General features: G+C 72.5%; 19 protein-coding genes. 8 read left to right on the top strand and 11 right to left on the bottom strand.

The annotated features are described in order from the left end of the window. Positions 1 to 10: 10 nt before the first annotated feature. The 3 genes from ACFU95_RS39485 to ACFU95_RS39475 all read right to left on the bottom strand — a co-directional run bounded on the left by ACFU95_RS39485 (position 11) and on the right by ACFU95_RS39475 (position 4,183). A complete protein-coding gene (locus ACFU95_RS39485) occupies positions 11 to 2,833 on the bottom strand; it encodes a beta-L-arabinofuranosidase domain-containing protein (RefSeq protein WP_383838768.1) in 2,823 nt (940 codons plus the stop codon). Positions 2,834 to 2,997: 164 nt separating this feature from the next. Beyond that, a complete protein-coding gene (locus ACFU95_RS39480; protein ID WP_383838765.1) occupies positions 2,998 to 3,684 on the bottom strand; it encodes an HAD family hydrolase in 687 nt (228 codons plus the stop codon). A 19-nt stretch (positions 3,685 to 3,703) separates the two neighbouring features. After that, on the bottom strand, positions 3,704 to 4,183 hold the full coding sequence (locus ACFU95_RS39475; RefSeq protein ID WP_383838762.1) for an Lrp/AsnC family transcriptional regulator: 480 nt from the start codon (positions 4,181 to 4,183) through the stop codon (positions 3,704 to 3,706). A gap of 202 nt (positions 4,184 to 4,385) precedes the next feature. Between ACFU95_RS39475 and ACFU95_RS39470 the strand changes: the two genes are divergently transcribed. Both ACFU95_RS39470 and ACFU95_RS39465 read left to right on the top strand, forming a co-directional pair. Then, positions 4,386 to 5,876, top strand: a complete 1,491-nt coding sequence (locus ACFU95_RS39470) for an FUSC family protein (protein WP_383838759.1) — start codon at positions 4,386 to 4,388, stop codon at positions 5,874 to 5,876. A gap of 375 nt (positions 5,877 to 6,251) precedes the next feature. Continuing rightward, a complete protein-coding gene (locus tag ACFU95_RS39465; RefSeq protein WP_383838756.1) occupies positions 6,252 to 7,304 on the top strand; it encodes a lactonase family protein in 1,053 nt (350 codons plus the stop codon). A gap of 68 nt (positions 7,305 to 7,372) precedes the next feature. Here ACFU95_RS39465 and ACFU95_RS39460 read toward each other — a convergent pair whose 3' ends face one another. Beyond that, entirely contained in the window at positions 7,373 to 8,293 is a 921-nt protein-coding gene (locus ACFU95_RS39460; RefSeq protein ID WP_383838751.1) for a sirohydrochlorin chelatase, read from the bottom strand. Between the two features lie 120 nt (positions 8,294 to 8,413). After that, positions 8,414 to 9,391 carry an N-acetylglucosamine kinase gene (locus ACFU95_RS39455; protein WP_383838748.1) on the bottom strand — a complete coding sequence of 326 codons (978 nt, stop codon included), beginning with the start codon at positions 9,389 to 9,391 and terminating at the stop codon, positions 8,414 to 8,416. Positions 9,392 to 9,632: 241 nt separating this feature from the next. On the opposite strand from ACFU95_RS39455, the gene ACFU95_RS39450 reads away from it, so the two are divergent. Next, complete coding sequence (locus tag ACFU95_RS39450; protein WP_383838745.1) at positions 9,633 to 10,310, top strand: uracil-DNA glycosylase; 678 nt, start codon at positions 9,633 to 9,635, stop codon at positions 10,308 to 10,310. A 102-nt stretch (positions 10,311 to 10,412) separates the two neighbouring features. On the opposite strand, the gene ACFU95_RS39445 is transcribed toward ACFU95_RS39450, so the two are convergent. After that, entirely contained in the window at positions 10,413 to 11,498 is a 1,086-nt protein-coding gene (locus ACFU95_RS39445) for a WD40/YVTN/BNR-like repeat-containing protein (protein ID WP_383838742.1), read from the bottom strand. A 283-nt stretch (positions 11,499 to 11,781) separates the two neighbouring features. Between ACFU95_RS39445 and ACFU95_RS39440 the strand changes: the two genes are divergently transcribed. Continuing rightward, the gene (locus tag ACFU95_RS39440) at positions 11,782 to 12,369 is read left to right on the top strand and encodes a hypothetical protein (RefSeq protein WP_383838739.1); all 588 of its coding nucleotides are present in this window, start codon (positions 11,782 to 11,784) and stop codon (positions 12,367 to 12,369) included. Between the two features lie 58 nt (positions 12,370 to 12,427). Here ACFU95_RS39440 and ACFU95_RS39435 read toward each other — a convergent pair whose 3' ends face one another. Then, positions 12,428 to 14,143 carry a DNA alkylation response protein gene (locus ACFU95_RS39435; RefSeq protein WP_383838737.1) on the bottom strand — a complete coding sequence of 572 codons (1,716 nt, stop codon included), beginning with the start codon at positions 14,141 to 14,143 and terminating at the stop codon, positions 12,428 to 12,430. Between the two features lie 80 nt (positions 14,144 to 14,223). Between ACFU95_RS39435 and ACFU95_RS39430 the strand changes: the two genes are divergently transcribed. Further along, complete coding sequence (locus ACFU95_RS39430; protein WP_383838734.1) at positions 14,224 to 15,006, top strand: PaaX family transcriptional regulator C-terminal domain-containing protein; 783 nt, start codon at positions 14,224 to 14,226, stop codon at positions 15,004 to 15,006. A gap of 189 nt (positions 15,007 to 15,195) precedes the next feature. Here the strand turns inward: ACFU95_RS39430 and ACFU95_RS39425 are convergent, their stop codons facing one another. Both ACFU95_RS39425 and ACFU95_RS39420 read right to left on the bottom strand, forming a co-directional pair. Continuing rightward, positions 15,196 to 15,978, bottom strand: a complete 783-nt coding sequence (locus ACFU95_RS39425) for a pectate lyase (RefSeq protein ID WP_383838731.1) — start codon at positions 15,976 to 15,978, stop codon at positions 15,196 to 15,198. Between the two features lie 32 nt (positions 15,979 to 16,010). Next, positions 16,011 to 16,991, bottom strand: coding sequence for a polysaccharide lyase family 1 protein (locus ACFU95_RS39420; protein WP_383838730.1), 981 nt, complete (start codon positions 16,989 to 16,991; stop codon positions 16,011 to 16,013). Positions 16,992 to 17,485: 494 nt separating this feature from the next. On the opposite strand from ACFU95_RS39420, the gene ACFU95_RS39415 reads away from it, so the two are divergent. Beyond that, positions 17,486 to 18,811: a PHB depolymerase family esterase gene (locus ACFU95_RS39415; protein WP_383838727.1), complete on the top strand. Its 1,326-nt coding sequence runs from the start codon at positions 17,486 to 17,488 to the stop codon at positions 18,809 to 18,811. Between the two features lie 112 nt (positions 18,812 to 18,923). Then, positions 18,924 to 23,231, top strand: coding sequence for an HAD-IC family P-type ATPase (locus tag ACFU95_RS39410; RefSeq protein ID WP_383838724.1), 4,308 nt, complete (start codon positions 18,924 to 18,926; stop codon positions 23,229 to 23,231). A gap of 34 nt (positions 23,232 to 23,265) precedes the next feature. Here ACFU95_RS39410 and ACFU95_RS39405 read toward each other — a convergent pair whose 3' ends face one another. Beyond that, positions 23,266 to 24,345: an NADH:flavin oxidoreductase/NADH oxidase gene (locus tag ACFU95_RS39405; RefSeq protein WP_383838721.1), complete on the bottom strand. Its 1,080-nt coding sequence runs from the start codon at positions 24,343 to 24,345 to the stop codon at positions 23,266 to 23,268. Between the two features lie 150 nt (positions 24,346 to 24,495). On the opposite strand from ACFU95_RS39405, the gene ACFU95_RS39400 reads away from it, so the two are divergent. After that, positions 24,496 to 24,849, top strand: a complete 354-nt coding sequence (locus tag ACFU95_RS39400; protein ID WP_383838718.1) for an ArsR/SmtB family transcription factor — start codon at positions 24,496 to 24,498, stop codon at positions 24,847 to 24,849. On the opposite strand, the gene ACFU95_RS39395 is transcribed toward ACFU95_RS39400, so the two are convergent. Further along, positions 24,769 to 26,160 (bottom strand): nucleobase:cation symporter-2 family protein, encoded by a 1,392-nt coding sequence (locus ACFU95_RS39395; protein ID WP_383838715.1) that lies wholly within the window; start codon positions 26,158 to 26,160, stop codon positions 24,769 to 24,771. The genes ACFU95_RS39400 and ACFU95_RS39395 overlap by 81 nt on opposite strands. Positions 26,161 to 26,335 lie beyond the last annotated feature (175 nt).

Here is a 26,335-nt window from a genome sequence, read left to right as displayed (position 1 = left end):
GGGCGCCGGCTCAGGGGGCGTACGTCGCCTGAGCCGCCGTACGCAGGACCGTCTGCCCGTCGGCCTGGCTCAGCCGACCGGCGGTGACCCACGCGTTCACGGTGGACTGCACGCGCGTGACCAGGGCGCCCTTGGTGGCGAACGGAGCCCCGGCCCAGATCTCGTCCAGCAGCGTGGTGCCGTCGGACTTCGCGGGGTTGGCGACGCCGGAGTCGGAGTTGCCGAAGACCACCCGGGGCTCGGAGCGCTTGAAGTAGGCGTGGGTGGGGTCCTCGGTGCCCTCGAAGAAGGGGGCGAACTCGGTGCCGGCCAGGGTGTAGTGCAGCGGCTTGCCGCTCACCGGGGTGAGCGAGGGCAGCAGGTCGCCGGAGAGGCCGGCGTTGCGGTACAGGCCCAGCTGGAGATGGCTCGTGGCGGCGTTGCGGCCGACGAGATTGACCGGGCCGTAGAACAGGGTCTGCAGCGACGGGTCGTCGATCGCCTTCTCCACGCGCAGCCGGAAGGGCATGGAGATGCGCACGGTGTCCCCGCTGCGCCACGTCCGCGAGACCGTGAAGTAGCTCCCCGGCGTCGGAGTGCCGCTCACCGCACTGCCGTTGACCGTCACCCGGAACCCGGCCGTGGCCCACGACGGCACGCGCAGTCGCAGGGCGAAGGCGGCGTTGCCCCGGCCGATGGTGAGCGTGGTGCCCTGTTCCCGGGGGAAGGAGGTCGCCTGAGTGACCGTCACGCCCTTCTCGGCCCAGTTCAGCCGGGAGGGGCTGTACAGGTTGACGTACAGCGCGCTGCCGTCGGCGGCCTTGAAGTACACCGAATCCTGGTACTTGGTGGCGCTCTCCATGCCGGTGCCCTCGCAGCAGGTGGTGCCCTGCTTGGGCGTGTAGTCGCGGACATGGCCAGGAGTCAGCCCGATGAAGTACGTGACCAGCGGCTTCTCGGCGTCCGCCTTGTCCTGCTTGGAGCCGAGGACCTGGTTGTAGAGGGCCCGCTCGTAGTAGTCCATGTACTTCGGCTGCTGCTCGTGGAAGAACAGCGTGCGGCTCAGCTTCAGCATGTTGTACGCGCAGCACGTCTCGGCGGTCGTGTCGCTGATCGTGCCCGCGATCACGTCCCGCGCCTTCCAGAACTCGGCGGTGCTGGTGCCGCCGATGCCGTACATGCGGTGCGGCACGACCATGCCCCAGAAGTTGCGGGCGGCGTCCAGGTAGCGGGCCTCGCCGGTCGCGTCGTACAGCCGCAGGTACCCGGTGAAGATCGGTATGTGCTGGTTGGCGTGCAGCCCGTCGAGGATGTCGGTGTTCGCGGCGGAGTTGTCGATGAGCCGGTCGAGGTCGAACAGCTGGGCCAGCGCGAGGTGTTCGGCCTTGCCGGTGATCGCGTGCAGATCGCAGATCGCCTCGACGATGCCGCCGAACTCGCCGCTGGAGAACAGCCCCCACATGCGCTGAAGAGTGGCCTCCGGCAGCTTCGACAGCCGTGCGTACATCCAGTCGCACATGCCGGACGCGAGGTCGAGGGCCCGGTCGTCCTCCGTGGTGAGGTAGGCGTCCAGCACTCCCCTGAGGATCTTGTGCGCGGTGTAGTACGGCGCCCAGACCTTCGTGTAGTCGCTGGCCGTCCTCGATTCCAGGTCGATGAACTGTGTCTCCGGGTATGCCGCCAGGAACCCGGGGTGGCTGGGCCCGCCCCAGGTCCGACGCAGGGTGGCGGTGAGGCCACGGCCGGAGGCGTCCGCGAAGGTGCCGCCGGCGGTCTCGTCGATGGCGTACGACGCCAGGTCGCCGCGGCCGGCCGAGGCGTCGGCCGCCCGGCGGCTCTGCAGGTCCGTGATCTCCTCGGCGGTCAGGGCGCGCGACCAGACGTTGAACTCGTCGTAGGCGCCCGCGAAGACGGGGTCGGTGGCGAAGTTGGACCGGCCGAGCCAGTTGTTGGTGAGAGTTCCGAGGGCGGCCGGGGTGAGGGTCATCGCCGTGTTGCGGCCGACGGCGGCGCCGTTGACGTACAGCGTCCCGGTGCCGCCCGCGATCGTGACCGCGAGGTGGCTCCACTGGTTCAGCGGCAGCGCGGCGGTGCCGTTGATGCCCTGCTCGCCGCCCGGCCCGTTGGTCGTCAGGGCGAAGCGCGGCACGCCGGCGGCGTTGCGGGCGGCCAGGTACAGGTACCGGGTGCTGTTGTTGCCGAAGTCGAAGATCCGCGCCCAGTTGCCGTCGTGGGTGGGCTTCACCCACGCGGACAGGGTGATCGCCGAGGCGGCGCCGAGGACGGCGGCGGGGAGGTCGACGTACTGATAGGACCCGCGGACGTTCTCGGCGGCGGTACCGAACTTCCCGCTCACGCTGAGCACGGCGGGATCCTTGCGCAGCGCCGCGCGCACCTCGGTCAGCGCTCCGACCATGGTGCGGATCCTGTCGATGAACACCTGCTCGCCCGTGCCGGCATACGCCTGCGCCAGCATGGTCAGGAAGTGCCCGGTGTAGTGCCCGCGCAGATTGCCGTTCGCCTCACCGTCCAGTCCTTCCCAGCCGCCGGGCGCCACCGCGCCGCCCGTGGCGAGTCCGGCGTTGGCGCGGAAGACCTGCAGCAGCCGGTTGACGTCGTAGCCACGGGCGTGGTCGAGCATCAACTGCCGCTTGTCGGCGAAGAGTCCGGGCCTGAGGGCCACATCGTCGAGGGCGAAGGGCTGGACGGTCCAGGTGGAGGGGGTGGCGGTCACGGCCTGGGCCTCCTGAACAGCGGCCGAGGCCCGGCCGGTCGCCGTGTAGCTGATCGCGGGCGTCGCCGCGGCGAGGGCGGCGGCCTGGAGGAGGGATCGTCTGGAGAGGGGCGGTGCCATGGGTGCCTCCACGCGTGGGGGGTGTTCGATATTGCGAACGGCGTACGAACAATCGACCAGACGATAAAGAGGGGACGACCGGGGGTCAACGGGTCTGGAGCGTTTGAATTCCGGTTAATTCCGGTGGGGGGCTTCGGCTGTTCGGCCCGTCGGCCGACAGGGCGCTATCGCGTCCGGCACAGCCAGTCGTAGGCCGCGCTCGCCGTGAACTCTCCCTGGCCGCCGCGCAGCAGCAGCCCGGCCGTCGCGAACTCCGGTGCGTCCGCCTGGGCGGCCACGTACGGGATCGCGATGCAGCGCATGCCGGCCGCGTGCGCCGCGGCGGCACCGGGGGCCGCGTCCTCCATGACCACGCAGTCGCCGGGTACGACGTCCAGTCGGCGGGCCGCCTCCAGGAAGACGTCGGGGGCGGGCTTGCCGCGCTCGACCTCGTCGGCCGAGACGACCGTACGCAGCCGGGCGTCCAGGCCGGTGCCGGCCAGGATCGCCGTGATGGCCTCCAGCGACGAACCCGAGGCCACGGCCATCGGGACGTCCTCGGCCGCCAGCAGCTCCACGAACGCGCGCATCTCGGGGTACGCGCGCGTGGCCGTGCGGGCGAGGTCCAGATAGCGGCGGTTCTTGCCGGCGAGCAACTCGTCGACGGAGGGCCGAAGGCCGTACTCCCGCTTCCAGCGCGTGACCGTCTCCAGCGTGCTGATCCCGACGTACCGCTCGTGATCCGACCAGGTGAAGTCGGGGATCCCGTGCTCGGCGAGGAGCTGGCGCCCGGCCTCGTAGTAGTTCGGCTCGCTGTCCACGAGTGTTCCGTCGAGATCGAAGATGACCGAAGTGTTGCCCAGACCGCTCATGGCCTCAGCATGTCAAAGGTCATTTACGGACCGCCGCCCGCCCGATCGACTCCACGAGCGGCAGCAGCCGGTGCGGTACCCGCTCACGCAGGGCCACCTCGGTGCGGGTGCGGACCACGCCGGGCAGGCTGATCAGCTTCTGGATCACATCCTCCAGATGGGCGTTGTCGCGGGCCACCACCCGGGTCAGCAGGTCCCCGCCGCCCGTGATCGAGAACGCCTCGACGATCTCCGGTACGGCGGCGAGCTCGTCGCCCACGTCGTCCAGGTGACCCTGGGTGACCTCGATGTGCACGAACGCCAGCACCGGGTGGCCGAGAGCGGCGGCCGAGAGCGCCGGCCCCGTGCCGGTGATCACGCCGTCCCGCTCCAGCCGGTCCAGCCGGGCCTGGAGCGTGCCGCGCGCGACGCCGAGGACGCGGGCGTACTCGCGCACGCTGGTACGGGGCTGCTCCAGCAGGAGCCGCAGGATACGGGTGTCGAGCTCGTCCACGGCCATGGCGTCCGGCCTCCTTCGCCCCTCGCCCGTCATGGTCCGTTGGCTCGCCGGTGGACGTACGGGGGCCGTGATGTCTGTGCCAATGGCTCAGCATTCTAGGCACCGCTTGAGCCAGGTTGCCTCTTGATGCTGCAATGAACCCGTCGATGGCGCTGCGGACCCCGCGGCGCCTTTCTCATGCCGGTGCCAAGGAGCGGGAACAGTGCTGAAGAGGGTGTTCGTCGCGTCGGACCCGGGCCGGACGCGGCTGCGCTTCGCCGTGCGGGCCGTCCTCGGCATCGGGCTCGCGGTCGTCGTCTGCGGGATGGCCGGACACTCCCTCGTCGGTGCCGTCACCGGCGGGCTCGCCGCGCTGCTCGCCCTGTTCACCGTCACCGACGCCACGGTCCGCGGACAGGCGGTCACCACCGCGCTGCTGCCCCTCGTCGGCCTCCCCGTCCTCGCGGCGGCGGCCGAGCTGCACGACTACCCGGTCGCCCGCGACCTCGCCTTCCTCGCCGTCGTCGGCGCCGGCGTGTACGCCCGCCGCTGGGGGCCGCGCGGACACAGCCTCGGCGTGTTCGCCTTCATGACCTTCTTCGTGGCGCAGTTCCTCCAGGCGACCCCACGGCAGCTGCCCGAGCTGTACGCCGCCGTACTGCTGTCCCTGCTCACCGCGTCCGCGGTGCGCTTCGGGCTGTGGTGCTACGAGCGCCGGTTGCCCCCGGCCCCCGTACCCGCACCGCCGGGCGGCAGCGGTCTGGCCCGCGTGACCACGCGCCAGGCCGTCCAGGCCACCACCGGCGCGGGCTTCGCCCTCGTCATGGGCCAACTGGTGTCCGGGCAGCGCTGGTACTGGGCCGTCGGCGCGACCTGGTGGATCTTCGTCAACACCACCTCGCGCGGGGAGACCCTGGTCCGCGGCTTCCGCCGGGTCCTCGGCACGGTGATCGGCATCGGCCTCGGCCTGCTCGTCGCCGTCCCGCTGCACGGCGCGGCGGTCCCCACTGCCGCGCTCCTCGCCGTCTGCGTCTTCGGCATCTTCTACACGGCCGCCGTCTCGTACACCTGGATGATGCTCTGCGTCACGGTGCTCGCCGAGCTCCTCTACGGCCTCCTGGGCGTCCTCGATCCGGCCCTGCTGGCCCTGCGGCTCGCCGAGACCGGCGTCGGGGCGCTCGGCGCCGTGCTGGCCGTGCTGTTCGTGCTGCCCGTCACGACCCACACCGTCACCGACGCCTGGATCCAGCGGGCCCTGCGCTGTGTCCACGCGGCCACCGCAGAGGCCGCCGCACGCCTCGCCGGCGACGAGCGCGCCGACCCGGCCCCGCGGGTGGCCGAACTGGAGCAGCTGCTCGGCCGGGTACGGCTCGCCGTCGCCCCGCTGGTGCACCCGCTGCACCCCGTGCCGGCCCGCAAGCGCCGCGCCCGCCACGTCCTGGCCCTGCTCGACGACTGTGCCCGGGAGATCCGCGGCCTGGTCGCCGTCGCCGCCGACCCGGTGGCCTCGCACGACGCCCGGCTCGCCGCCGCGTGCTGGCGCGTCGAGGCCGCGGTCGAGGCGCTCACCGGCGGCGCGGACGTCACCGCGCCCACCGCGCGTCCGACGGAGTCCGACCCGGCGCTCGCCCATCTGCACGGCCTGGAGCGGGCTCTCGTGGAACTCGCCAAGCCGCTGCGCGCACCGTCCGGGTCGCCGCTCGTCGGCGCCTGAGACCGCAGGTCGGAACGGTCCTCAGGCCGCCCGGTCGCCTGCATCGGCCACCTGGAGGGTGGATCAGGCCGTCCGGCGGGTAACCCCGCACCCATCGGCCCCACGAGTCCGCGAGCCGCGCGGGAGCGGCCCGCGGGCCCCGAGCCGTACGACGCGCCGTCGTACGCACACCTGCGCAGCGCGCCACGCCGGTCCTCCATCGGCCGGGAGACGGTGGAGCGGCGCTCCGCCGATGCGCATCGCCCCGAGGCCAGGGCGGCCCGCGCGCGAGGCGGGGCGCGACCCCACGCCGACGACTCGGCGCCCTTGGTCTAGACCGATCATGATCCGCTGCTACCGTCACCCCGAACGGCACCCGACCGAAAGGGGACAGCGGTGACAGACGGTGGCAGGCGGGCGGCACGGGCCTACATCGGGTCGTTCACGGCGGCCGGCGGCCCCGGGATCGTGGCGGCGTCCGTAGCCGCGAACAGCGGCGCGCTGACCGTCCTGGGAGGCACGGGAGACGTGCCCGATCCCGCGTATCTGGCCCTGGCGCCCGGCGGTGACACGCTCTACGCGGTCAGTGAGACGGCCGAGGGCGCGGTGGCCGCGTACCGCGTGAGCGGGGACAAGCCGGAGCTCATCGGATCACCGGTGCCGGTGGACGCCAATGGACCCACGCACCTCAGCCTGTTCGCCGGGCACGTCCTGACCGCCAACTACGGCTCCGGCAGCGTCACCGCCGTGCCCGTCCGCCGCGACGGCACCCTCGCGGCCGCTCCGTCCGCCGTCCTCAGGCACACCGGCTCGGGCCCGCACACGCCACGCCAGCAGGCCCCGCACGCCCACCAGGTGCAGCCCGACCCCGGCGGCCGCTGGGTGGTCAGCGTCGATCTCGGCACCGACTCGCTGCGGGTGTGCACGCTGACCGACGGCACCCTCGACGTCCACCGGGAGATCGCCCTGCGGCCGGGCTCGGGCCCCCGCCACCTGGCCTTCCACCCGCACCGCCCCTACGTGTACGTCCTCAACGAACTCACCCCCACCGTCACCGTCTGCCACTGGGAGAGCGACGACGGCACGCTGAAGCCGCTGGCGGAGGTGCCGGTACTGGCGGGTGCGCCGGCCGGCGACGCCTATCCCTCGGGGATCGTCGCCTCGCCGGACGGCCGCTTCGTGTGGACCGCGACGCGAGGCGAGGACGTGCTGTCGACGTTCGCCGTCGAGGGCGAGGAGCTGCGGCTGACCGGCACGGTGACCTGCGCCGGACACTGGCCGCGCGCGCTCACCGAGGCGGGCGGGTTCCTGTACGTCGCGAACGAGCGCTCCGGGGACGTCTCCTGGTTCGCCGTCGACCCGGACACGGGACTCCCGCGCTACGAGGGCTCGATCCAGGTGCCCGCGGCGTCCTGCGTGGTCATCGGCCCGGAGGCCGCCGGGGCCTGACCAGCACGCCGAAGGGCCCGCTCCTGGCTGAGGAGGGGCCCTTCGGCGTTACGGCTGTGCGGTGCGCGTCAGCGGACCGGCGTGCCCTGCGGCTGCGGGGCGATGCCCAGCGCCGTCGTGTACTTCGACAGGGCGAGCTTGCCGATCGCCGGGTACGGGCCGAGCGCCTCGGCGGCGGAACAGCCCGCCTCCTGGGCGGCCTCCGCGACCAGGCTCGGGTCGATCTCCGGCCCTATCAGATACGGCGCCAGCGCCAGCTGCTGCGAGCCCGAGGAACGCAGCTGGTCGGCCACGGCCGAGATCGAGCCCTCCTGGTCCAGGGCCGCCGCCATCACCGGCACGGCCAGGCGCGCGGCGAGCAGCATGCCGGTGATCCCGGCCGCCTGCACGGCCTCCTCGCCGCCCACCGAGGCGAGGATGATGCCGTCCGCGGCCGTGGCCACGGTGAACAGCCGGGCACGGTCGGCGCGGGCCAGACCGGCCTCCGACAGGCGCACGTGCAGCGCCTCGGCCAGCAGCGGGTGCGGGCCGAGCACATCGGTCAGCTCGGCCGCGACGCGGCTGTCCATCACGGCCTGGCGGATGACGCGCAGCAGCGCGTTGTCCGGGCCGGCGAGCAGCGGCACGACCACGGCGACGGGGCCCTCCGGCTCCTTGGCCTCCACACCGGCGGCGATCGCCTGCTGGTAGCGGGCGGCGCGCTCCTCGGCCGCGTTCACCAGCACCGACTGAAGGGTGGGGAACTCCACGTCGTCACCGTCGACGTACCCGATCCGGGCGTCGAGGCCGGGAAGCTCGGAGCGGGCGATGCTCACGACCTCCTCGGCGAGGCCGCGGGTGGCGGCGCTCGGCGTGCCCGGCACCGCGAGAACGAGCGCGGGTGCGCCGTCGGGAGCCGCCAGGGGCTCGGGTCGGCGGTGCCGCCCGGGCTGACGAGGTCGCGGCATTCGTACTGGCAGGCCGGACGCGGGCCCAGTGGGGGAGCTCATGGCGACGCATGTTACTGGCTTCTTGGGCTCCCCTGTTCGGGGAGGGTGCAGGTGAGCGGTATCCGTCCGCTTTTGTCGGATTGAGTTACCTACGGTGCGGAACCGGGCGGCGCAGGTGGATCAGTCCCGCTTTCCGCTCACCACGCAGAGCATCACATCATCACTCGGCAGGGTGAGCCCGCCCGTCGCCAGACCGGTCGCGATGCGCACTGCTCCCTGGAGCGGATCTCCGGCGGCCGGCACATGCCGTGCGTGCGGCAGCCGCCTCGACAACTCCTCTTCCAGGGGTACGAGAAGAGGGGCACCCATCTTGAACAGGCCGCCCGTGAGCGCGACCAAGGGCTCCCCGGTCGCGGGGCAGACGGCGGCCGCCGAGTCGGCCATGTGCCGTGCGGCGGCCCGCAGGATGCCCGCGGCCACCGGGTCGCCGTCCGCGCGGGCACCCACCTGCGGAGCGAAGGAGGCGAGGACGGCGGGACGGTCCGGGCGCGGATAGAGCTTCCCGGGCAGCCCCGGCATCGGCCCGAACAGCTCTTCGGCGGCGGCCAGCAACCCGACCGACCCGTCGGGCCGCCCGTCGTACGCCCGCGACGCGGCCTCCAGCCCGGCCCGCCCGATCCAGGCACCGCTGCCGCAGTCGCCGAGCAGATGCCCCCAGCCGTCCGCCCGGGTCCAGCGCGCCAGGTCGGTGCCGATCGCGATCAGTCCCGTACCTGCGGCGACCACCGCACCGGGCCGCGCCCCGAGCGCGCCGGCATAGGCGGTGACGGCGTCGGCGGCGAGCGCCACGCGCTCGATGCCGAACTCCCGCTCCAGCGCACCCGGCAGTTCGGCGCGCAGAGCATCCCCCAGGCTGGCCATCCCGGCGGCCCCGACCGCGGCCGCGCCCAGCCCGACCACACCCGCCTCGGCCACCGACGCCCGCACCATGGGGACCAGTTGCTCCATCAGATGACCGGGGTCGATACCCCGGTCACCGGTCCGCACCGGTTCACGGGACTCCCGCCGGGCCAGAGCACCACCGCCGACGGTTCCGACGACGACCCGCACACCGGACCCCCCGGAGTCGACAGCGAGAAACCCGGAGCCGCCGGTCACGGCAGCCGCCGCCGGTCCACCGGCTGCCCACCGGGGCCGAAGGGGGAGGGGGACGCGGGCTCCTGCGACGCGTGCGCGGAACGGAACAAGCTCCCCTCCTTCCCGGTGACCGGCTGCGGTACCGGCTCGACGGGTTCGAAGATCTCGACGAGGAGGAAGGGTAGCGCCTGAGGTGCCGCCCGCGGGTGGCGGCTTGCGTGCCTGTGCGGGGCGCCTGTGTGTGCCAGTAGAGTGACGCGCCGTGGCACCACGACCCTTGCATGAACTTGTCGAAGCCGGCTGGGCGAACGCTCTTGAGCCAGTGGCCGAACGCGTCGCCGCCATGGGCGACTTCCTCCGGGCCGAAATCGCGGCGGGCCGGACCTATCTTCCCTCCGGGGCGAACGTCCTGAGGGCCTTCCAGCAGCCCTTCGACGACGTCCGTGTCCTGATCGTGGGTCAGGATCCCTACCCCACGCCCGGGATGGCGATCGGACTGAGCTTCGCGGTGTCGCCCGAGGTGCGCTCGCTGCCGGGCAGCCTGGAGAACATCTTCCGGGAGATGCACTCCGACCTCGGGCTGCCCAGGCCGTCGAACGGTGATCTCACGCCGTGGACGCAGCAGGGTGTGCTGCTGCTCAACAGGGCGCTGACGACGGCCCCGCGCAAGCCCGCCGCGCACCGCGGCAAGGGGTGGGAGGAGGTCACGGAGCAGGCCATCCGGGCGTTGGCCGCGCGTGGCAAGCCGCTCGTGTCGATCCTGTGGGGGCGGGACGCGCGCAATCTGCGGCCGTTGTTGGGGGATCTTCCGGCGATCGAGTCCGCGCACCCGTCACCGATGTCCGCCGACCGGGGCTTCTTCGGTTCGCGTCCGTTCAGCCGGGCCAACGACCTGCTGATCCGGCAGGGCGGACAGGCTGTGGAGTGGCGACTGCCGTAGGGCAGGCTGCGCGGGCCGGCGGCCCGGCGACCGGGTGTCGGTGCTGCCCCGGGGCAGCGACGATCAGCCCGTGGCCGGGGCCGGACCGTGAGCCGCGAAGGCTCATCCGACCACCGCGGCCCTGACGCACAGCACGTCCGGCAGATGCGATGCCAGTTGCCGCCAGCTGTCGCCGTCGTCGGCCGACGCGAACACCTCGCCGTTGCGGTTGCCGAAGTACACGCCCGCCGGGTCCGCGTCGTCGGTGCACATCGCGTCGCGCAGCACGGTGCCGTAGTGGTCCTCCTGCGGCAGCCCCGCCGACAGGGGCTCCCAGGTCCTGCCCGCGTCCGCGGTACGGAAGACGCGACAGCGGTGGTCGGCCGGGACGCGGTCCGAGTCGGCGGTGATCGGGAACACGTAGGCCGTCTCGGCGCGGTGGGGATGGGCCGCGGCCGCGAAGCCGAAGGTGGACGGCAGACCCTCGCCGATGTCCGTCCAGTGCGTGCCCGCGTCGTCGCTGCGGTACACGCCCCAGTGGTTCTGGAGATAGAGGCGGTCCGCGGTCGTCGCGTCCTGCGCGATCTTGTGCACGCACTGGCCGAACTCCGGGTTCGGATCCGGCAGGAACACCGCGGAGACCCCGGAGTTGGACGGCGCCCAGCTCGCACCGCCGTCGGCGGTGCGGAACACACCGGCGGTCGACACCGCGACCGTCACGGCCCGCGGATCGCGCTTGTCGGTGATCACGGTGTGCAGCCCCTCGCCGCCGCCGCCCGGCACCCACTTCGACCTGGTCGGGTGCTCCCACAGCGGGCGGACGAGGTCGAAGGTCTCGCCGCGGTCCTCGGAGCGGTACAGCGCGGCCGGTTCCGTGCCCGCGTACACCACGTCGGGCTCCGCGGCCGCCGGGTGCAGCTGCCACACCCGCTCCAGGGAGGCGTCCGTGTCCTTCGGGAACCTGACGGCCGGCTGGGCCGGTTCGGTCCAGGTGAGGCCCAGGTCGTCGGAGTGGAACACGGAGGGACCCCAGTGGGCGCTGTCGCCGCCGGCCAGCAGACGCGGACGCTCGCCCCGGGTGTCGATGGCGATCGAGTACACGGCCTGGGCGTTGAAGTACGGGCTCTCGTCGAACTCCCAGGTGCCACCTCGCCTCCGCCCGATGAACAGGCCCTTGCGGGTCCCCACGGTGAGCAGTACCTCGGTCATGCCGATCACCTCCGCTGTGCCTTTGCGGCTCTGTCTCAGGTACCGGCCAGTCTGCACCTCGGCACTGACAGTCACCTCTGGAAAGGCTTGCGTCGCAGGTCAGGGCGGCGAGGATAACGCGCCGAGGCGGGCGGCGGGGCGCTTTCGCGAAGACGCTCGCGGGCGTCGCGTGACCCGTGCCACGGTCGATCCCGGTAGGTGCCGTGAGCATCCGCCTGCCGTCTTTCGTATGGGAGGGGGGTGGGTCCGGCTTGTTCGTGCGCTCATGAGGAGGAAGCCTTCGATGGCGTTGCGTGGTCCGAAGGTGTGGCTGTGGCGATGGCGGCGCAATCCGCTCAAGCGCCGGGCCGACGCGGTGGAGGCATGGGTGCTGCTCGCCGCCTGGGCGGTCACCGTCCTCGCCGGAGTGCTCGCCGCTCTGGCGACGGCCGGCACGGTGGAGCGGGGCATGGCCCGTGAGCGCGTCGAGTGGCGGCCCGTGGTGGCCCTGCTCACCGAGCAGGCGCCGGGCAGGACCGACTCCCGCGTCGGCACGTCGAGCAGCGAGCAGGTGTGGGCGAAGGTCCGCTGGAGCGCGCGGGACGGTTCCCCGCACACCGGTCAGGCCCGCGTCCGGCCCGGCAGCGGCGTCGGCACGCCGGTCACCGTCTGGACTGATCCGCAGGGCCGCCTGGTGACCCAGCCCGCCACCCCCGCCGAGGCCCGCACCCGGGCCAACCTGGTCGGCGGCCTGGCGGGCGTCTGCGCGGCGGGCGTCCCCTTCGTCGCCGGGCGCGCCCTGCGCAGCCGTCTGGAGAGCCGGCGCATCGACCAGTGGGGCTACGAGTGGGCGCGGTTCGGACCGTTGTGGGGTGGGCGGACGACGGGGTGACGGCTGAACGCGGGAACGCCGCCACCGTGAAACTGGCGACCGGCCTCCCTGGTCGGCCTCACCCCCGACCCGGCAGTGCCCGCCCCAGAATCCCGTCCACGTCGGCCGTCTCCGGCAGCGTCCCGAACGCGTGCCCCCAGTCGCCGCCCAGCCGGGTCGCGCAGAAGGCGTCGGCGATCGCCGCGGGGGAGTGGCGGACCAGGAGGGATGCCTGGAGGGTCAGGGCCATCAGCTCGACCAGGCGGCGCGCGCCGGCCTCGGAACCCGTCGCGAGCCGGCTCTTCAGGCGGGTGACGGCCGCGTCCAGCCGGGCGTCCGCTCCCTGCGCCAGGGCGAGTTCGGCGAAGAGCGCCTCCGCGGTGTCCGGCTCCTTGCCCAGCGCCCGGAGTACGTCGAGGGCGTTGACGTTCCCCGAGCCCTCCCAGATCGAGAGCAGCGGAGCCTCCCGGTAGTGGCGGGGCATGCCCGACTCCTCGACGTAGCCGTTGCCGCCGAAGCACTCCAGGGCCTCCGCCGTGAAGGCCGGACCGCGCTTGGTGACCCAGTACTTGCCGACGGCGGTGGCGATGCGGCGGAACGCAGTCTCCGCACCGTCCGCGTCGGCTCCGCGCACCGCCCGGTCGGCCGCGCCGGCCAGCCGTAGCGTGAGAGTCGTGGCGGCTTCGGACTCCAGCGCCAGGTCGGCCAGGACGTTGCGCATCAGCGGCTGGTCGATCAGCCGGGCACCGAACGCGCTGCGGTGCCGCACATGGTGCCCCGCCTCGACGAGCGTCTTGCGCATCAGCGTCGCCGACGCCATCACGCAGTCCAGCCGGGTGCAGTTGACCATCTCGATGATCGTCTTGACCCCGCGCCCCTCGGGCCCGACCAGCCAGGCGACGGTCCCGTCGAACTCGGGCTCACAGGACGCGTTGGAACGGTTGCCCAGCTTGTCCTTCAGGCGCTGGACGCGGAAGGTGTTGCGGCTGCCGTCGGGCAGGACACGCGGCACGAGGAAGCAGGACAGACCGCCGGGGGCCTGCGCCAGCACCAGGAAGACGTCGCACATCGGCGCCGAGGTGAACCACTTGTGCCCCCGCAGCGTGTACACGCCGGACTCGGCGGTCGGCGTCGCCACGGTGGTGTTCGTACGGACGTCGGAGCCGCCCTGCTTCTCGGTCATCCCCATGCCCGCCAGCAGACCCCGCTTCTCGGTCGGCACGCGCAGCTCCGGGTCGTACTCACGGCTGGTCAGCAGGGGTTCGTAGACCTTCGCGAGCTCGGGCTGCCGGCGCAGCACGGGGACGGCGGCGTATGTCATCGACGTCGGGCAGCCGTGTCCCGCCTCGGTGTGCCCCCACGCCAGCCCGCCCGCGGTCCGGGCCACGTGAGCTCCGGGCCGCTCGTCCGCCCAGGGTGCCCCCGCAAGCCCCTCGGCGACCGCGACCCGCATCAGGTGGTGCCAGCTCGGATGGAACCGGACCTCGTCGACGCGATGGCCGTACCGGTCGTGCGTACGCAGCTCGGGCTCGTGCCGGTTGGCCAGCTCGCCCCACTCCTGCGCCTCGACGCTCCCCGCCCGCAGGCCGAGCCGGCGGATGTCCTCCTCGGCCCACCCGGCCCCCTCGCGCCGCAGCCCTTCGAGCAGCGCCGTGTCCTCGGAGGCGTCGTACGGAGCCAGGGGCGGGGGCTGGTTGGTGACGTCGTGGGTGGCGTACTGCCCGGACAGCTCCTGCGTCGTTCCGGGCCGCCGCGGCGTGACTGCGGACTGTTCCTGCGCGGGTATCGAGACCATGTCGTCCATGTTGCACTACAGCTGCGGTCGCAGCAATCCTGTAATACGGCGCCACTGTCCGGGCCCGTACAGTCGTGGCCATGCCGAACAACACGTCACCGCAGGCCGACGAGGTGGAGCTGCGCCCGCTGTCCGCCCGGTCGGTCGTCCTGAGCCTGCTGCTGGGTCTGCATCCGCCCGAGCTGCCGGTGAGGGACCTGGTGCGCAGCGTGGAGCCGTTCGGGATCGCGGGATCCACCCTGCGTGCCGCGCTCAGCCGGATGGTGACGGCCGGCGATCTGCGGCGCGCGGACTCGGTGTACCGGCTCAGCGACCGGCTGCTGGAACGCCAGCTGCGGCAGGACGACGCGGTCCACCCCGAGACCCGGCCCTGGCGCGGCGACTGGGAGATGGTCGTGATCACGGCCACGGGGCGCGGCCCCGCCGAACGCGCGGAACTGCGCACCGAGCTGACCCGGCTCAGGCTCGCCGAGCTCCGGGAGGGCGTCTGGCTGCGCCCGGCCAATCTGCTCCGCGCCCTGCCGGACGACCTCGGGCAGGTCGCCGAACGCTGCACGGCCCGACCCGACCGCGCCGCACCCGAGCTGAGCGCGAACCTGTGGCCGCTGGACGCGTGGGCCGGCACGGGACGCGCCCTGCTCGCCCGTGTCGCCCACGCGCGGCGACCGTCCGACCGCTTCACCGCCTTCGCCGCCGTCGTGCGGCACCTGCTCGCCGACCCCGTGCTGCCGCCCGAACTCCTCCCGGCGGACTGGCCGGGCGCGAGGTTGCGGGACGTGTACGCCGACTACCGGCGGGAGTTGGCCGAGGACGCACGCGTGCGTGACGGCCGGGAGGAGGCTGCGGGGCATCCGCGCGCGTGATGGCCGAGAGGCGGCTGTGGGACCCACGCGCGTGTGGCCGCCACATGCGGCGGCGGCCGTACGAAGCGCCGTGCAGGGACGCTCCGTACGGCCGCCCTCCCCGTGGGGGGCTACCGGTGTCCGGGACCCACATGTGCGGGAACCACATGTCCGGGATCGACATATGCGGGACCCACATGTGGGCGCGGCCTACCTGTAGGTGATGTCCGACGTGGAGTACAGGCAGTTCGTGCTGTCCGGCCCCGTACCCACCGCGGTGTTGTTGTTGTACTTCTGGCAGGGGACGACCTTGCGGCTGGAGTCGTTGAGGATCGTGATGCCGCGCAGGGTCGCCACGTCGCCCCGGTTGACGTTGATGCCGACGAGGCGCGCGGTGGACCCCGTGCCGGTCACCTCGATGTTGCTGAGGTTGACCTTGCGTGTGTACTGCGTGGAGCAGTCGCCGCACGAGCGGTACAGCGTCTTGAACTCGCTGACCGCGAAGTTGGAGATGTTCAGCGTGCCGGGCCCGTTGTGCTGGAAGACCTTGTCGGCGGCCTTCTTGGCGCCACCGCCGGTCACGGTGTAGGTGGAGCCGCCCCGGAAGGTGGCCGCGTCCTCGCCGACGTCCTCCCACCACACGTTCTGGAGGGTGCAGTTGCCCTCGCAGTGGATGCCGTCGGCCCCGGGGGCGCCGATGATGACGTTCTTCAGTGTCGCGCCGGCCGCGAGCTTGAAGATCGGGTCCTGGCCCTCCTCCTGGCCGTCGCCGGCCAGGTCGCCGCTGCCGTAGTAGCGGACCATGCCGCCGTCACGGACGCCGGAGACGGAGATCGTGGAGCTCACCGGCTGGCTGCTGGTGGGCGTCGGCCAGGTTGCGGCGCTCGCCGGTGGTGCACCGACTGTCGTGATCATGACAGAAGAGAGGCCGAGTGCGGTCAGGGCGCCGGTCAGTGCGCGCCGGCGGGAGCGGGGCTTTGCTGGTGAAGTCATGTCCCGGATGCCTTCCTCCAGTTGGGGGGTGGTCAGATCTTTCCGGCGCCCGCGCCGGACGTCACCGAGGCGACGACGGTGGACGCGGACTCCGGGGTGTAGCTGTAGGGCGGCGAGGTGAAGGTGCCGACCTGGGAGATCTCGGTCGCGGCCCCGCCGAGATCGTTGCCGCGCAGATTGGCGTGGCCGTCCACGTCACTGCTGCGGTTCGTGGTGACGGCGATCTTCGTGTCGCGGAAGACGTTGTTCTCCACGAGCATCTGGGCGCCCATGCGCGAGTGGCAGGCGGTGTCCGCGCCGGCCACGTAGTTGTTGTAGAAGTGCCCGGTGCCGAAGCGCAGGCTGGGGATGCGCGAGTAGACGTTGCTGAACTGGTTGTGGTGGTACGTCACCTTCAGGTGCCCGGTGTCCTCGCTCGCGTTGTTGTCGCTGTGCCCGACGAGCGAACCCTTGAAGTGGTCCTTGAAGGTGTTCCAGGACACCGTGACGTTGTCCGAGCCGTGATTGATGTCCAGCAGACCGTCGTAGTAGTCCTTGTCGTGGTCCCGGTCGGCCGAGAAGGAGTTGTGGTCGATCCACACCTTCGTCGACGCCTGGACCGTGATGCCGTCGGCGGGCGCCACCGGCTTGCTGATGTTCAGGTTGCGGACGACGACGTTGGTGACGTTCTTCAGTCGCAGTCCGCCGCCGGTGAAGCCGGACGACGAACCCACGCCCAGCACGGTGGTGTTGGAGCCGATGTCGACCTGACCGCTCAGTGAGATCAGGCCGTTGACCCGGACGACCTTGGCCGAGTTGCCGGTCACCGCCGACTTGAAGGCGGCCAGCGTCGAGACGGTGACCGCCGAGGAACCGCCGCCGCCGGTCGTCCCGGCGCCGAATCCGATCGGCGAGTTCTCGGCCGCCCCGGCGGGTTGCGGCAGGACCAGAACGGCCGCGGTGGCGAGGGCGGCTGCTGCGGCCGCCACCAGAGTGGCTCTTTGCGGCCGTGCACGTGGGGGGAGAGTGCGCATGCGGGTGCGTCCCTTCAGAAGGACCTATCGATCATGTACGTGAACGATGTGCTTCATGTTGAACACCGCGAGCGGGCAGAGCGGCCATGTGGGGGGTGCGGTCGTGCGGCTCGGTCACCCTGCTGAACGGAACGTAGGGGGCAAGCGCTTTCTGGTCAACGCTTTGCGCAGAAGAATTCCGTCAGTGCTGGTAGGGGGTAAGGGCTCTCTTCCAGCTGAATGTGGGAGCGCTTCCATGATGAGCGTGTCCATGCCACGATGCCCTCCGGATGCTTCCCCCGTGAGAGGGCGAGTCAATGCCGATTCCACGTATGCGTACGTCGATCAGCGGCCCGCTGCTCACTGGAGGCCACACATCCGGCCGTCCCGGTCGAGGACCCCGCGGTGGACGGCCTCCAGTGGCGACCACGCCCGACTCCCCTGGAGGCTCGGCCTGGTGACCCGGACGAACAGCTCCTGCTGACCGAACTCTCAGCGCCAGAAGGGACAAGGACGTGCCCACCCGCACCGGAACCACCCCGAGAAGACCGCTCCACGCGTTACTCGTCGCCCTGTTCGGAGCGCTCCTGCCGCTGCTCGCGGCCCTGCTCGTGGCCGCCCCCGCGGCCTCCGCCCGCACCGAGACCGCCGACGTCGTCCCCACCGCCACCCTCACCGAGGTCACCGACTTCGGCGCCAACCCCAGCGCTCTGCGCATGTACGTGTACGTGCCGGACAGCGTCACCGCCCACCCGGCCGTCCTCGTGGCCGTGCACTGGTGCACCGGCTCCGGCCCGGACATGTACAACGGCACCGAGTACGACACCCTCGCCGACCAGTACGGCTTCATCGTGCTCTACCCGTCCGTCACCCGCAGCAGCAAGTGCTTCGACGTCGCCTCGCCGCAGGCGCTCAAGCGCGACGGTGGCAGCGACCCGGTCGGCATCAGGTCCATGGTCGACTGGGCCACCCGCACCTACGACGCCGACACCGGCCGGGTCTTCGCCACCGGTATCTCCTCCGGCGCGATGATGACGAACGTCCTGCTCGGCGACTACCCCGACGTGTTCGCCGCGGGCGCCGCCTTCTCCGGCGTCCCCTTCGGCTGCTTCGCCACCACCGACGGCTCCGAGTGGAACAGCGCGTGCGCCCAGGGCACGGTCACCCGTACCGCGCAGGAGTGGGGCGACATCGCCCGCGCCGCCTACCCCGGCTACACCGGGCCCCGGCCCCGTATGCAGCTGTGGCACGGCACCCAGGACGACGTCCTGCGCTACCCCAACTTCGGGGAGATGATCAAGCAGTGGACCAACGTGCAGGGCGTCGGCCAGACCCCCGCCGCCACGGACACGCCCCAGTCCGGCTGGACCCGCACCCGCTACGGCGGCACCGGTGACCGGGCGCCCGTCGAGGCGATCAGCCTCCAGGGCGTCGGCCACAACCTGTACAGCTCCGGCATGGCGGCCCGGGTGCTCACCTTCTTCGGCCTCGACAGCGACGGCCCCGCACCCCAGCCGCAGCCCGGCGCCTGCAAGGTGACCGCCACCACCAACGCCTGGAACACGGGCCTGACCGCCTCCGTCACGATCACCAACACGAGTACGACGGCGATCAACGGCTGGCGGCTCGGCTTCACCCTGCCCGCCGGCCAGACGATCACCAACGGCTGGGGAGCCATGTACACCCCCGCCTCCGGCACGGTGACGGCGACCGACGCCGGGTACAACGCGGCGCTCGCACCGGGGGCGAGCGTCAGCATCGGCTACCAGGCGAACCACACCGGGAACAGCGCGGCGCCCGGCGCCTTCACACTCGGCACAACGGCCTGCACGCTCGGTTGACCCTCCCGACCTCGCGGCGTCACCGGGCGCCCGTAGACGGATGACATGCCGTTTTGCGGGAACCCGGGCCCCACCGAAGGCCACGTCGAACGAGGTGGAGCGAGGGCGAGCGATGGTTCTGGGACTGCTCACACGTCCGACAGCCGCCGCGGCCGGGTTGGTCGCGGCCGGGCCCCGGCTGCTCGCCCGAGGGGCCGCCCCCGCGGTGGGAGCCGCCGCGGGGGCGCTGGCCGGGACGGCCCGGGCGGGGGTACGCGGCGCCGACACCGCGGCGCGGTTCGTGCGCGTCGCCCGCGACACGCTGCCCCAGGGGCCGCACCCCTGGCGGTCCGGCACCCGGACCCACCTCGCCCTGCGGCCCGAGGCGCCCGACCGGGTACGACGCGAAGGCGGGACCGAGCGGGCCGCGCGCAAGGTCGCCTCGGCCCTGGCCGCCCATCCCGACGTGGCCCTCGCGTACTGGGACGGCGGACTGCGCCGGCTGGTGGTGACGGCCGTCGACGAGTCCGCCGGCGACCGGGTGCTGGAAAAGGCGAGCGAGATCGCGGCCCGGCACGGGCTGGCCCGGACGGACGAGGACGTCGAGGAGATCCCGCACCCGGCCAACCGGGCCGGAGTACGGGACGCCGCCGTGACGCTCGCCGCCGACGGGGCCGGCATCGCGACCGCGTTCATCGGATACGGTCTGCGGCTGCCGGCCTCACCCCGGTCGCTGACCGCCCTGGTGACGCTGCTGCGGGAGAACCCCCGCTTCCGTGGATGGCTGAGGGCGCGGGTCGGCCGCTCCCGTATGGACATCCTGCTGGCCATGGCGAACGCGGCCGCCCACGGTGCCGGACGCACCCCGACCTCCCTCGTGCTCGACGGCGCGCTGCGCTCGCTCCAGCTGGGGGAGACCGTCGCCCGCGCGGCGGCGTTCGACATGGTCCACGACGACGTCTGCGCACCGGAGCGGGGCAGCGTGGCCGGAGAGCGGTGGCCGCGTCCGCCGCTGCGCGCCTCCCCGGCCCAGGCCTACGCCGCGCACGCCGAGACCGGCAGCCTCCTGGGAGCGCTGGCCACGCTGCTGGTCAAGCACGACGGCACCGAGGCGGCGGAGGCGGTGCTCGCCGGATCCCCCAAGGCCGCCCGCTATGGCCCCGCCGCCTTCCACGCCGTACTGAGTTCCACGCTGTCCCGCGCGGGCGTCCTGGTGCGCGACACCGAGCGGCTGCGCCAGCTGGAGATGGCCGACACGGTCGTCCTGCATCCGAGCGCGCTGCGGACGCCGGGTGCCGACGCGGACCCGTGGGCGGAGACGGTGCTGGACGCGGCGCGGCGGGCCGGCCTGCGGGTCGTGATGGTGGACGACCCCGCCCTGGCCGACTTCGCCAATCTCGCCGACCAAGTGGTGCGCGACGAACGGTCGTTGAGCGATGTCGTGAACGCGTTGCGCGCCCAGGACGACGGTGTGGTGGTCACGGTCGCCCGGCCGGCGGAGGTCGACGAGGAGATCCTCGCCGGGCTGCTCGCCGGAGATGTGGCCGTCGCCCTCACCGACCGGGACGGGGCCGTGGTCTGGGGCGCGGATGTGCTGGCCCTGCACGGGCTGGCCGATGTGTGGCGGCTGCTGCGGGCGGTCCCCGCCGCGCGCGGGGTCGGCCGCAGGTCGCAGGTCCTGGCCCGGTCCGGCGCCGCCCTGTCCGGGCTCATGGTGGCCATCGGCAGGTCCCGGCGTGGCCGTCCCACCCCGTGGCCCGGGCTCCGGCACACGCCCGTCGACGCGAGCGCGGCATGGGCCCTGCTGACCGGCGCGCGTGCCGCCCTCGGCGTGGCGGTGACCCGTGCACCGCGCCCCCGGCCGCGCGTGGCCTGGCACGAACTGGAACACACCGAGGTCCGCGAACGGCTGGAGCATCAGCAGGGCCCGCAACCGACCCTGCCCGAGCAGGCGACGAGCCGTGCGCGCGAGGCGGTCCAGGCGATGGGACGGCATCGGGTGTTCGCCCCGTTGACCGGGCCGCTGCGACTAGCCCGGGCCGTGCGCGGAGAACTCGACGACCCCCTCACCCCCGTGCTGGCCGTCGGCTCGGCGGCCGAGGCGATCCTCGGCTCCGTCGTCGACGCGCTGCTCGTTGTCGGCGCCCTTGACCTGAACGCGCTGGTCGGCGGCGTCCAGCGGATGCGGGCCGAGCGGGCGCTGTCCGGACTGCTGGCGAAGCAGAAGCAGAAGGCGCGCGTCACGGGCGAGGAGCCCGAGGCCGGGCCGCACCTCGTGGACGCCACCAAGCTCGGGTCGGGCGATGTGATCGAGCTCCGCGCGGACGACGTGGTGCCCGCGGACGCCCGGCTGGTGTGGGAGGACGGTCTGGAGGTCGACGAGTCCGCGCTGACCGGGGAGTCCCTGGCGGCGGACAAGGGGGTCGACCCGACGCCGGACGCCGCCGTGCCGGACCGCAGCTGCATGGTGTTCGAGGGGACGACCGTGGTGGCCGGACAGGCCCGGGCCGTCGTGGTGGACACCGGGGAGCGAACGGAGGCATCCCGGGCCGTGGCCCTCGCCGCCCGTACGCCACCGTCCGCGGGAGTCCAGGCCTGGCTCCGGGAACTCACCGACAAGGCGCTGCCGTGGACCCTCGCGGGCGGCGCAGGGGTGACCGCGCTGTCCCTGCTGCGCGGCACACCGGTGCGCCGTGCGGTCAGCGGCGGGGTGGCGGTGGCCGTCGCCGCCGTCCCCGAAGGGCTGCCGCTGGTGGCGACCGTCGCGCAGCTGGCCGCCGCCCGTCGGCTGAGCCACCGGGGAGTGCTCGTCCGGGCCCCGCGCACCCTTGAGGCGCTCGGCCGGATGGACACCATCTGCTTCGACAAGACCGGCACGCTCACCGAGAACCGGCTCCGGCTGGTCCGCGTGGCGGACGCCGACGGCACGGTCCGCAGGCCGGACGGGGACGACCCCACGCTGCGGGTCGCGGCGCGTGCCTGCCCCCAGCTGAACGGCGGCGCGGACCGGCCCGTGCACGCCACCGACGAGGCCGTGCTGGACGCGGCCGGTCCCGACCCCGAGTGGTCCCAGACCGAGGGCCTGCCCTTCGAGGCCGGCCGCGGCTATGCCGCCGCCGTCGGCGAGGCACAGGACGGCACCGCCGTACTCGTGGTGAAGGGCGCCCCGGAGACGGTGCTGCCGGCCTGCGCCGGCCTGCCCTCGTCGGCATCCGAGACGGCGCAGGAGCTGGCCGGGGACGGACTGCGCGTTCTGGCGGTGGCCCGGCGGCGGCTGGACGCGACGGCGGAAGCGGCCGGCGTTCTGGAACAGCCGCTGGAGGAGCTGGAGTTCACGGGCCTGCTCGCCCTCGCCGACGTCCCCCGCGACACCTCCACGGCCCTGGTCGAGGGCCTGCGCAAGGCAGGCGTACGACCCGTCATGCTGACCGGCGACCATCCGCAGACCGCGCGCGCCATCGCCGCGGAACTGGGCTGGCCCGAGGACACCGGGGTGGTCACGGGCGACGAACTGGCGTCCGCGGGCCGGGAGGAACGCGCCCGGATGCTGAGCGACATGGGTGTGGTGGCCCGGGTGGCGCCCGAGCAGAAACTCCAGGTCGTCGAGGGGCTGCGGGACGCCGGGCGGGTGGTCGGCATGGTCGGCGACGGAGCCAACGACGCGGCGGCCATCCGCGCCGCCGACATCGGCGTCGGCATCAACGCCCGTGGCTCGGCGGCCGCCCGCAACGCGGCCGACCTCGTCCTCACCGACGACGACATGACGGTCCTCATCGAGGCGGTCGCCGAGGGCCGGGCCCTGTGGCACAGCGTCGCCGACGCCATCGCCATCCTGATCGGCGGCAACGCCGGGGAAGTGGGCTTCGGTCTCCTCGGCACGCTGCTGTCGGGTGCGGCGCCCCTGTCCACCCGCCAGATGCTGCTGGTGAACCTGTTCACGGACCTGTTCCCGGCCATGGCGGTGGCGGTGACGCCGAAGGAGCCGGAGGGGGCCGAGGCAGAGGGGGCGGAGGCGGAATCCGTCCAGGCGACGGAACCCCTGGGCACCTCACTCCTGGGTGCCCCGCTGATCAGCAAGATCCGGCACCGCGCCGTGACCACCACGCTGGGCGCCACGTCCGCCTGGCTGTTCGGACGCTTCACCCCGGGCACCGCCCGCCGCTCCACCACGATGGCCCTGTGCGCGGTGGTCGGCACACAGCTCGCCCAGACCCTGGCCGACCGCCGGGGCAGCCCCCTGGTCCGCGTCACCGCCCTCGGCTCCGCGGCCGTGCTCTTCGTACTGGTGGAGACCCCCGGCCTCAGCACCCTCTTCGGCTGCACCCCGCTCGGCCCGGTCGCCTGGACGGGTGTCGCCGCGTCGATCGCACTCGCGGTGGCGGGGCAGCGCGCCCTGCCGTACCTGGAGCGGGCTGTCCCGCACCACCTGCCGACCGGATGATCCCGGCCGAGGCGAGTCCCTTGGGAGCGGGCGATCAAACGGACCGGTGGTACTGGTCCGGCACATGCACGTCCCCGCCCAGCTCCCGCGCCGCCTCTCGCGCCCAGGACGGCCTGCGCAGCAACTCCCGGCCGAGCAGGACCGCGTCCGCCTCCCCGTTGGCGATGATCTTCTCGGCCTGTTCGGCGTCGGTGATCAGCCCCACCGCGGCGACCGGCAGCCCTGTCTCGGCCTTCACCCGCGCGGCGAACGGCACCTGGTAGCCCGGCCCGACCGGAATGCGGGCGCCCGCCGCGTTGCCGCCGGTGGAGACGTCCAGCAGGTCGATGCCGTGGGCCCGGAGGTCGGCGGCGAAGCGGACCGTGTCGTCGGCGGTCCAGCCCTGCTCCTCCAGCCAGTCGGTCGCCGATATGCGGAAGAACAGCGGCTTGTCGTCCGGCCACACCTCGCGTACGGCGTCCACGACCTGGAGGGCGAAGCGGGTGCGGTTCTCGTACGAGCCGCCGTATTCGTCGGTGCGGTGGTTGGAGTACGGCGAGAGGAACTCGTTGATCAGGTAGCCGTGGGCGCCGTGGACCTCGGCGATCTCGAAACCGGCGGCGAGGGCGCGGCGCGCGGCGTCCGCGAACTGCCCCACGATCGCCTGGATCCCGGCGACCGTCAGCTCGCCCGGCACCGGGTGCCCCTCGGCGAAGGCGACCGGGCTCGGCGCCACCGGCTGCCACCCGTGCGCGTCCGCGCCCACCGGCGCGCCGCCCCGCCAGGGCTGGTCGGTCGATGCCTTGCGGCCGGCGTGGGCCAGCTGGATGGCGGGCACGGTGCCCTGCGACACCAGGAAGCGGGTGATCCGGCGGAACGCCTCGACCTGGGTGTCGTTCCAGATCCCCAGGTCGTACGGGGAGATCCGGCCCTCGGGGCTGACCCCCGTGGCCTCGACGATGATCAGGCCCGTGCCGCCGGCCGCGCGGGCCGCGTAGTGCGCGAAGTGCCAGTCGTCGGGGACGCCCGCCTCGGGGCCCTCCGGCGCGGCCGAGTACTGGCACATCGGGGGCATCCACACCCGGTTCGGGATGGTCACATCGCGCAGGGTGTAGGTCTCGAAGAGCGCGCTCACGGCAGACTCCATTCGTCACGGGGACCAGCGGTCGACTCGTACGATAGGCATCGTAGTACGGGAAGTGTCAAACTACGAGAGGTCTCGTACAATGAGGGGGCCCGAGCACGGGGAATCCCGGGTGCGGGAATCCGACGAAGTGGAGCCGCCGTGACCAGCCCAGCTGTCAGCAGCCGCGACCTCCCGCATCCGACGCGCGAGGAGATCCGTCTGGAAGGCGTGCTGCACGCGCTGTCCGACCCGATGCGGATGCGGATCGTGCGAGAGCTCGCCGCCGTCGGCGACGAGCTCTCCTGTTCGCACTTCGACCTGCCGGTGACCAAGTCCACCACCACGCACCACTTCCGGGTGCTGCGCGAGAGCGGTGTGCTCCAGCAGGTCTACCGGGGCACGGCCAAGATGAACGGCCTGCGCAAGGACGACCTAGACGGCGTCTTCCCGGGACTTCTCGACTGCCTTCTCGACGCCGCCGCCCGCCAGGCCACCCGCCTCGGCGGCGCCTGAACCACCCCCCTTGGCGGGCAGGTGGTTGAAGAGCAGGTTCAGCGTGATCGCCGTCAGACAGCCCGCGCTGATCCCGCTGTTCATCACCGTCTGGAACCAGTCCGGGAACTTCTCGTAGATCGTCGGCACACCGACCGGCAGCATGCCCACGGCCACGGAAACGGCCACCACCGTCAGGTTGTCGTTGCCCTTGAAGTCCACCTGGGCGAGGGTCCTGAGGCCGCTCGCCGCCACCGTCCCGAACATCACCAGACCCGCACCGCCCAGCACCGGTGCCGGTATGGCCGCCACGACCGCGCCCAGCTTGGGCAGCAGGCCGAGCAGGACGAGGATGCCGCCCGCGACGGCCACCACCCAGCGGCTGCGTACGCGGGTCATGCCGACCAGGCCCACGTTCTGCGCGTACGCCGTGTACGGGAAGGTGTTGAAGACGCCGCCCAGCACGGTCGACAGGCCGTCGGCGCGCAGGCCGTCGGAGAGGGAACGCGGCGAGACCTTGCGGTCCGTCATCTCGCCGACCGCGATGAAGTCGCCGGTCGTCTCGGTCATGGTCACCAGAGCCACCACCAGCATCGAGAGGATCGCCGAGAACTCGAAGGTGGGCGCCCCGAAGTGGAACGGCGTACTGATCCCGACCCAGTCGGCGTCCCCGACCCCGTCGAAGTCCGTGAACCCGAACGGCACCGCCACCGCGAGCCCCACCACGATGCCGGTCAGCACGGCGATCCGGCTCAGGAACGCCGGCGCGAACCGCTGCACACCGAGCACCACCGCGAGGACGAAGGCGGCCAGCGCCAGGTTCTTCGGCTCACCGAAGTCCGCCGAACCGACGCCGCCCGCGGCCCAGTTGCCCGCGACCGGCAGCAGTGAGAGACCGATGACGAGGATCACCGTGCCCGTGACCAGCGGCGGGAAGAACCGCAGCAGCCTCCCGAAGACCGGCGCCAGCAGCACGATCGCGAGCCCCGCGACGATCACGGAGCCGTAGATCGCGGGCAGTCCGCCGCCCGTCGTACCGATCAGCACCATCGGCGACACGGCCGCGAACGTACAGCCCTGCATGATCGGCAGCCGCACACCGAACCGCCAGAAGCCGACGCACTGGATGAGGGTCGCGATGCCGCACACCAGCAGGTCGGCGGTGATCAGATACGCCAGGTCGGCGGGCGGCAGTTTCATCGCGCCGCCGACGATCAGGGGTACGGCCACGGCGCCGGCGTACATCGCGAGGACGTGTTGGAGGCCGAAGGCGGCCAACTGGCGTTTGGGAGGGATCTCGTCGACGGGGTGTACGGGCGCGGTTTCTGTCATGGGCGAGACCGTAGGCTCCTTGCACAGATTGTTGATTTCGGGGGTGTTGCCGGTTGGTTTCCCGGTGCGAGGTGGCACTAACGAGCTCGTGCACGGTAAGCGGTGAGACGTCGAGGACCTCGGTGGGGCTGGCTGTTCACTTCTGCGGTGTCGGGATGAGGTCTGCGGTCCGTTG

Origin of the sequence: Streptomyces sp. NPDC057623 (genome assembly GCF_042800355.1) — a bacterium.
GTDB lineage: Bacteria > Actinomycetota > Actinomycetes > Streptomycetales > Streptomycetaceae > Streptomyces.
The sequence above is the reverse complement of the archived record's forward strand: the minus strand, read 5'-3'. Positions and strand labels throughout refer to the sequence as shown.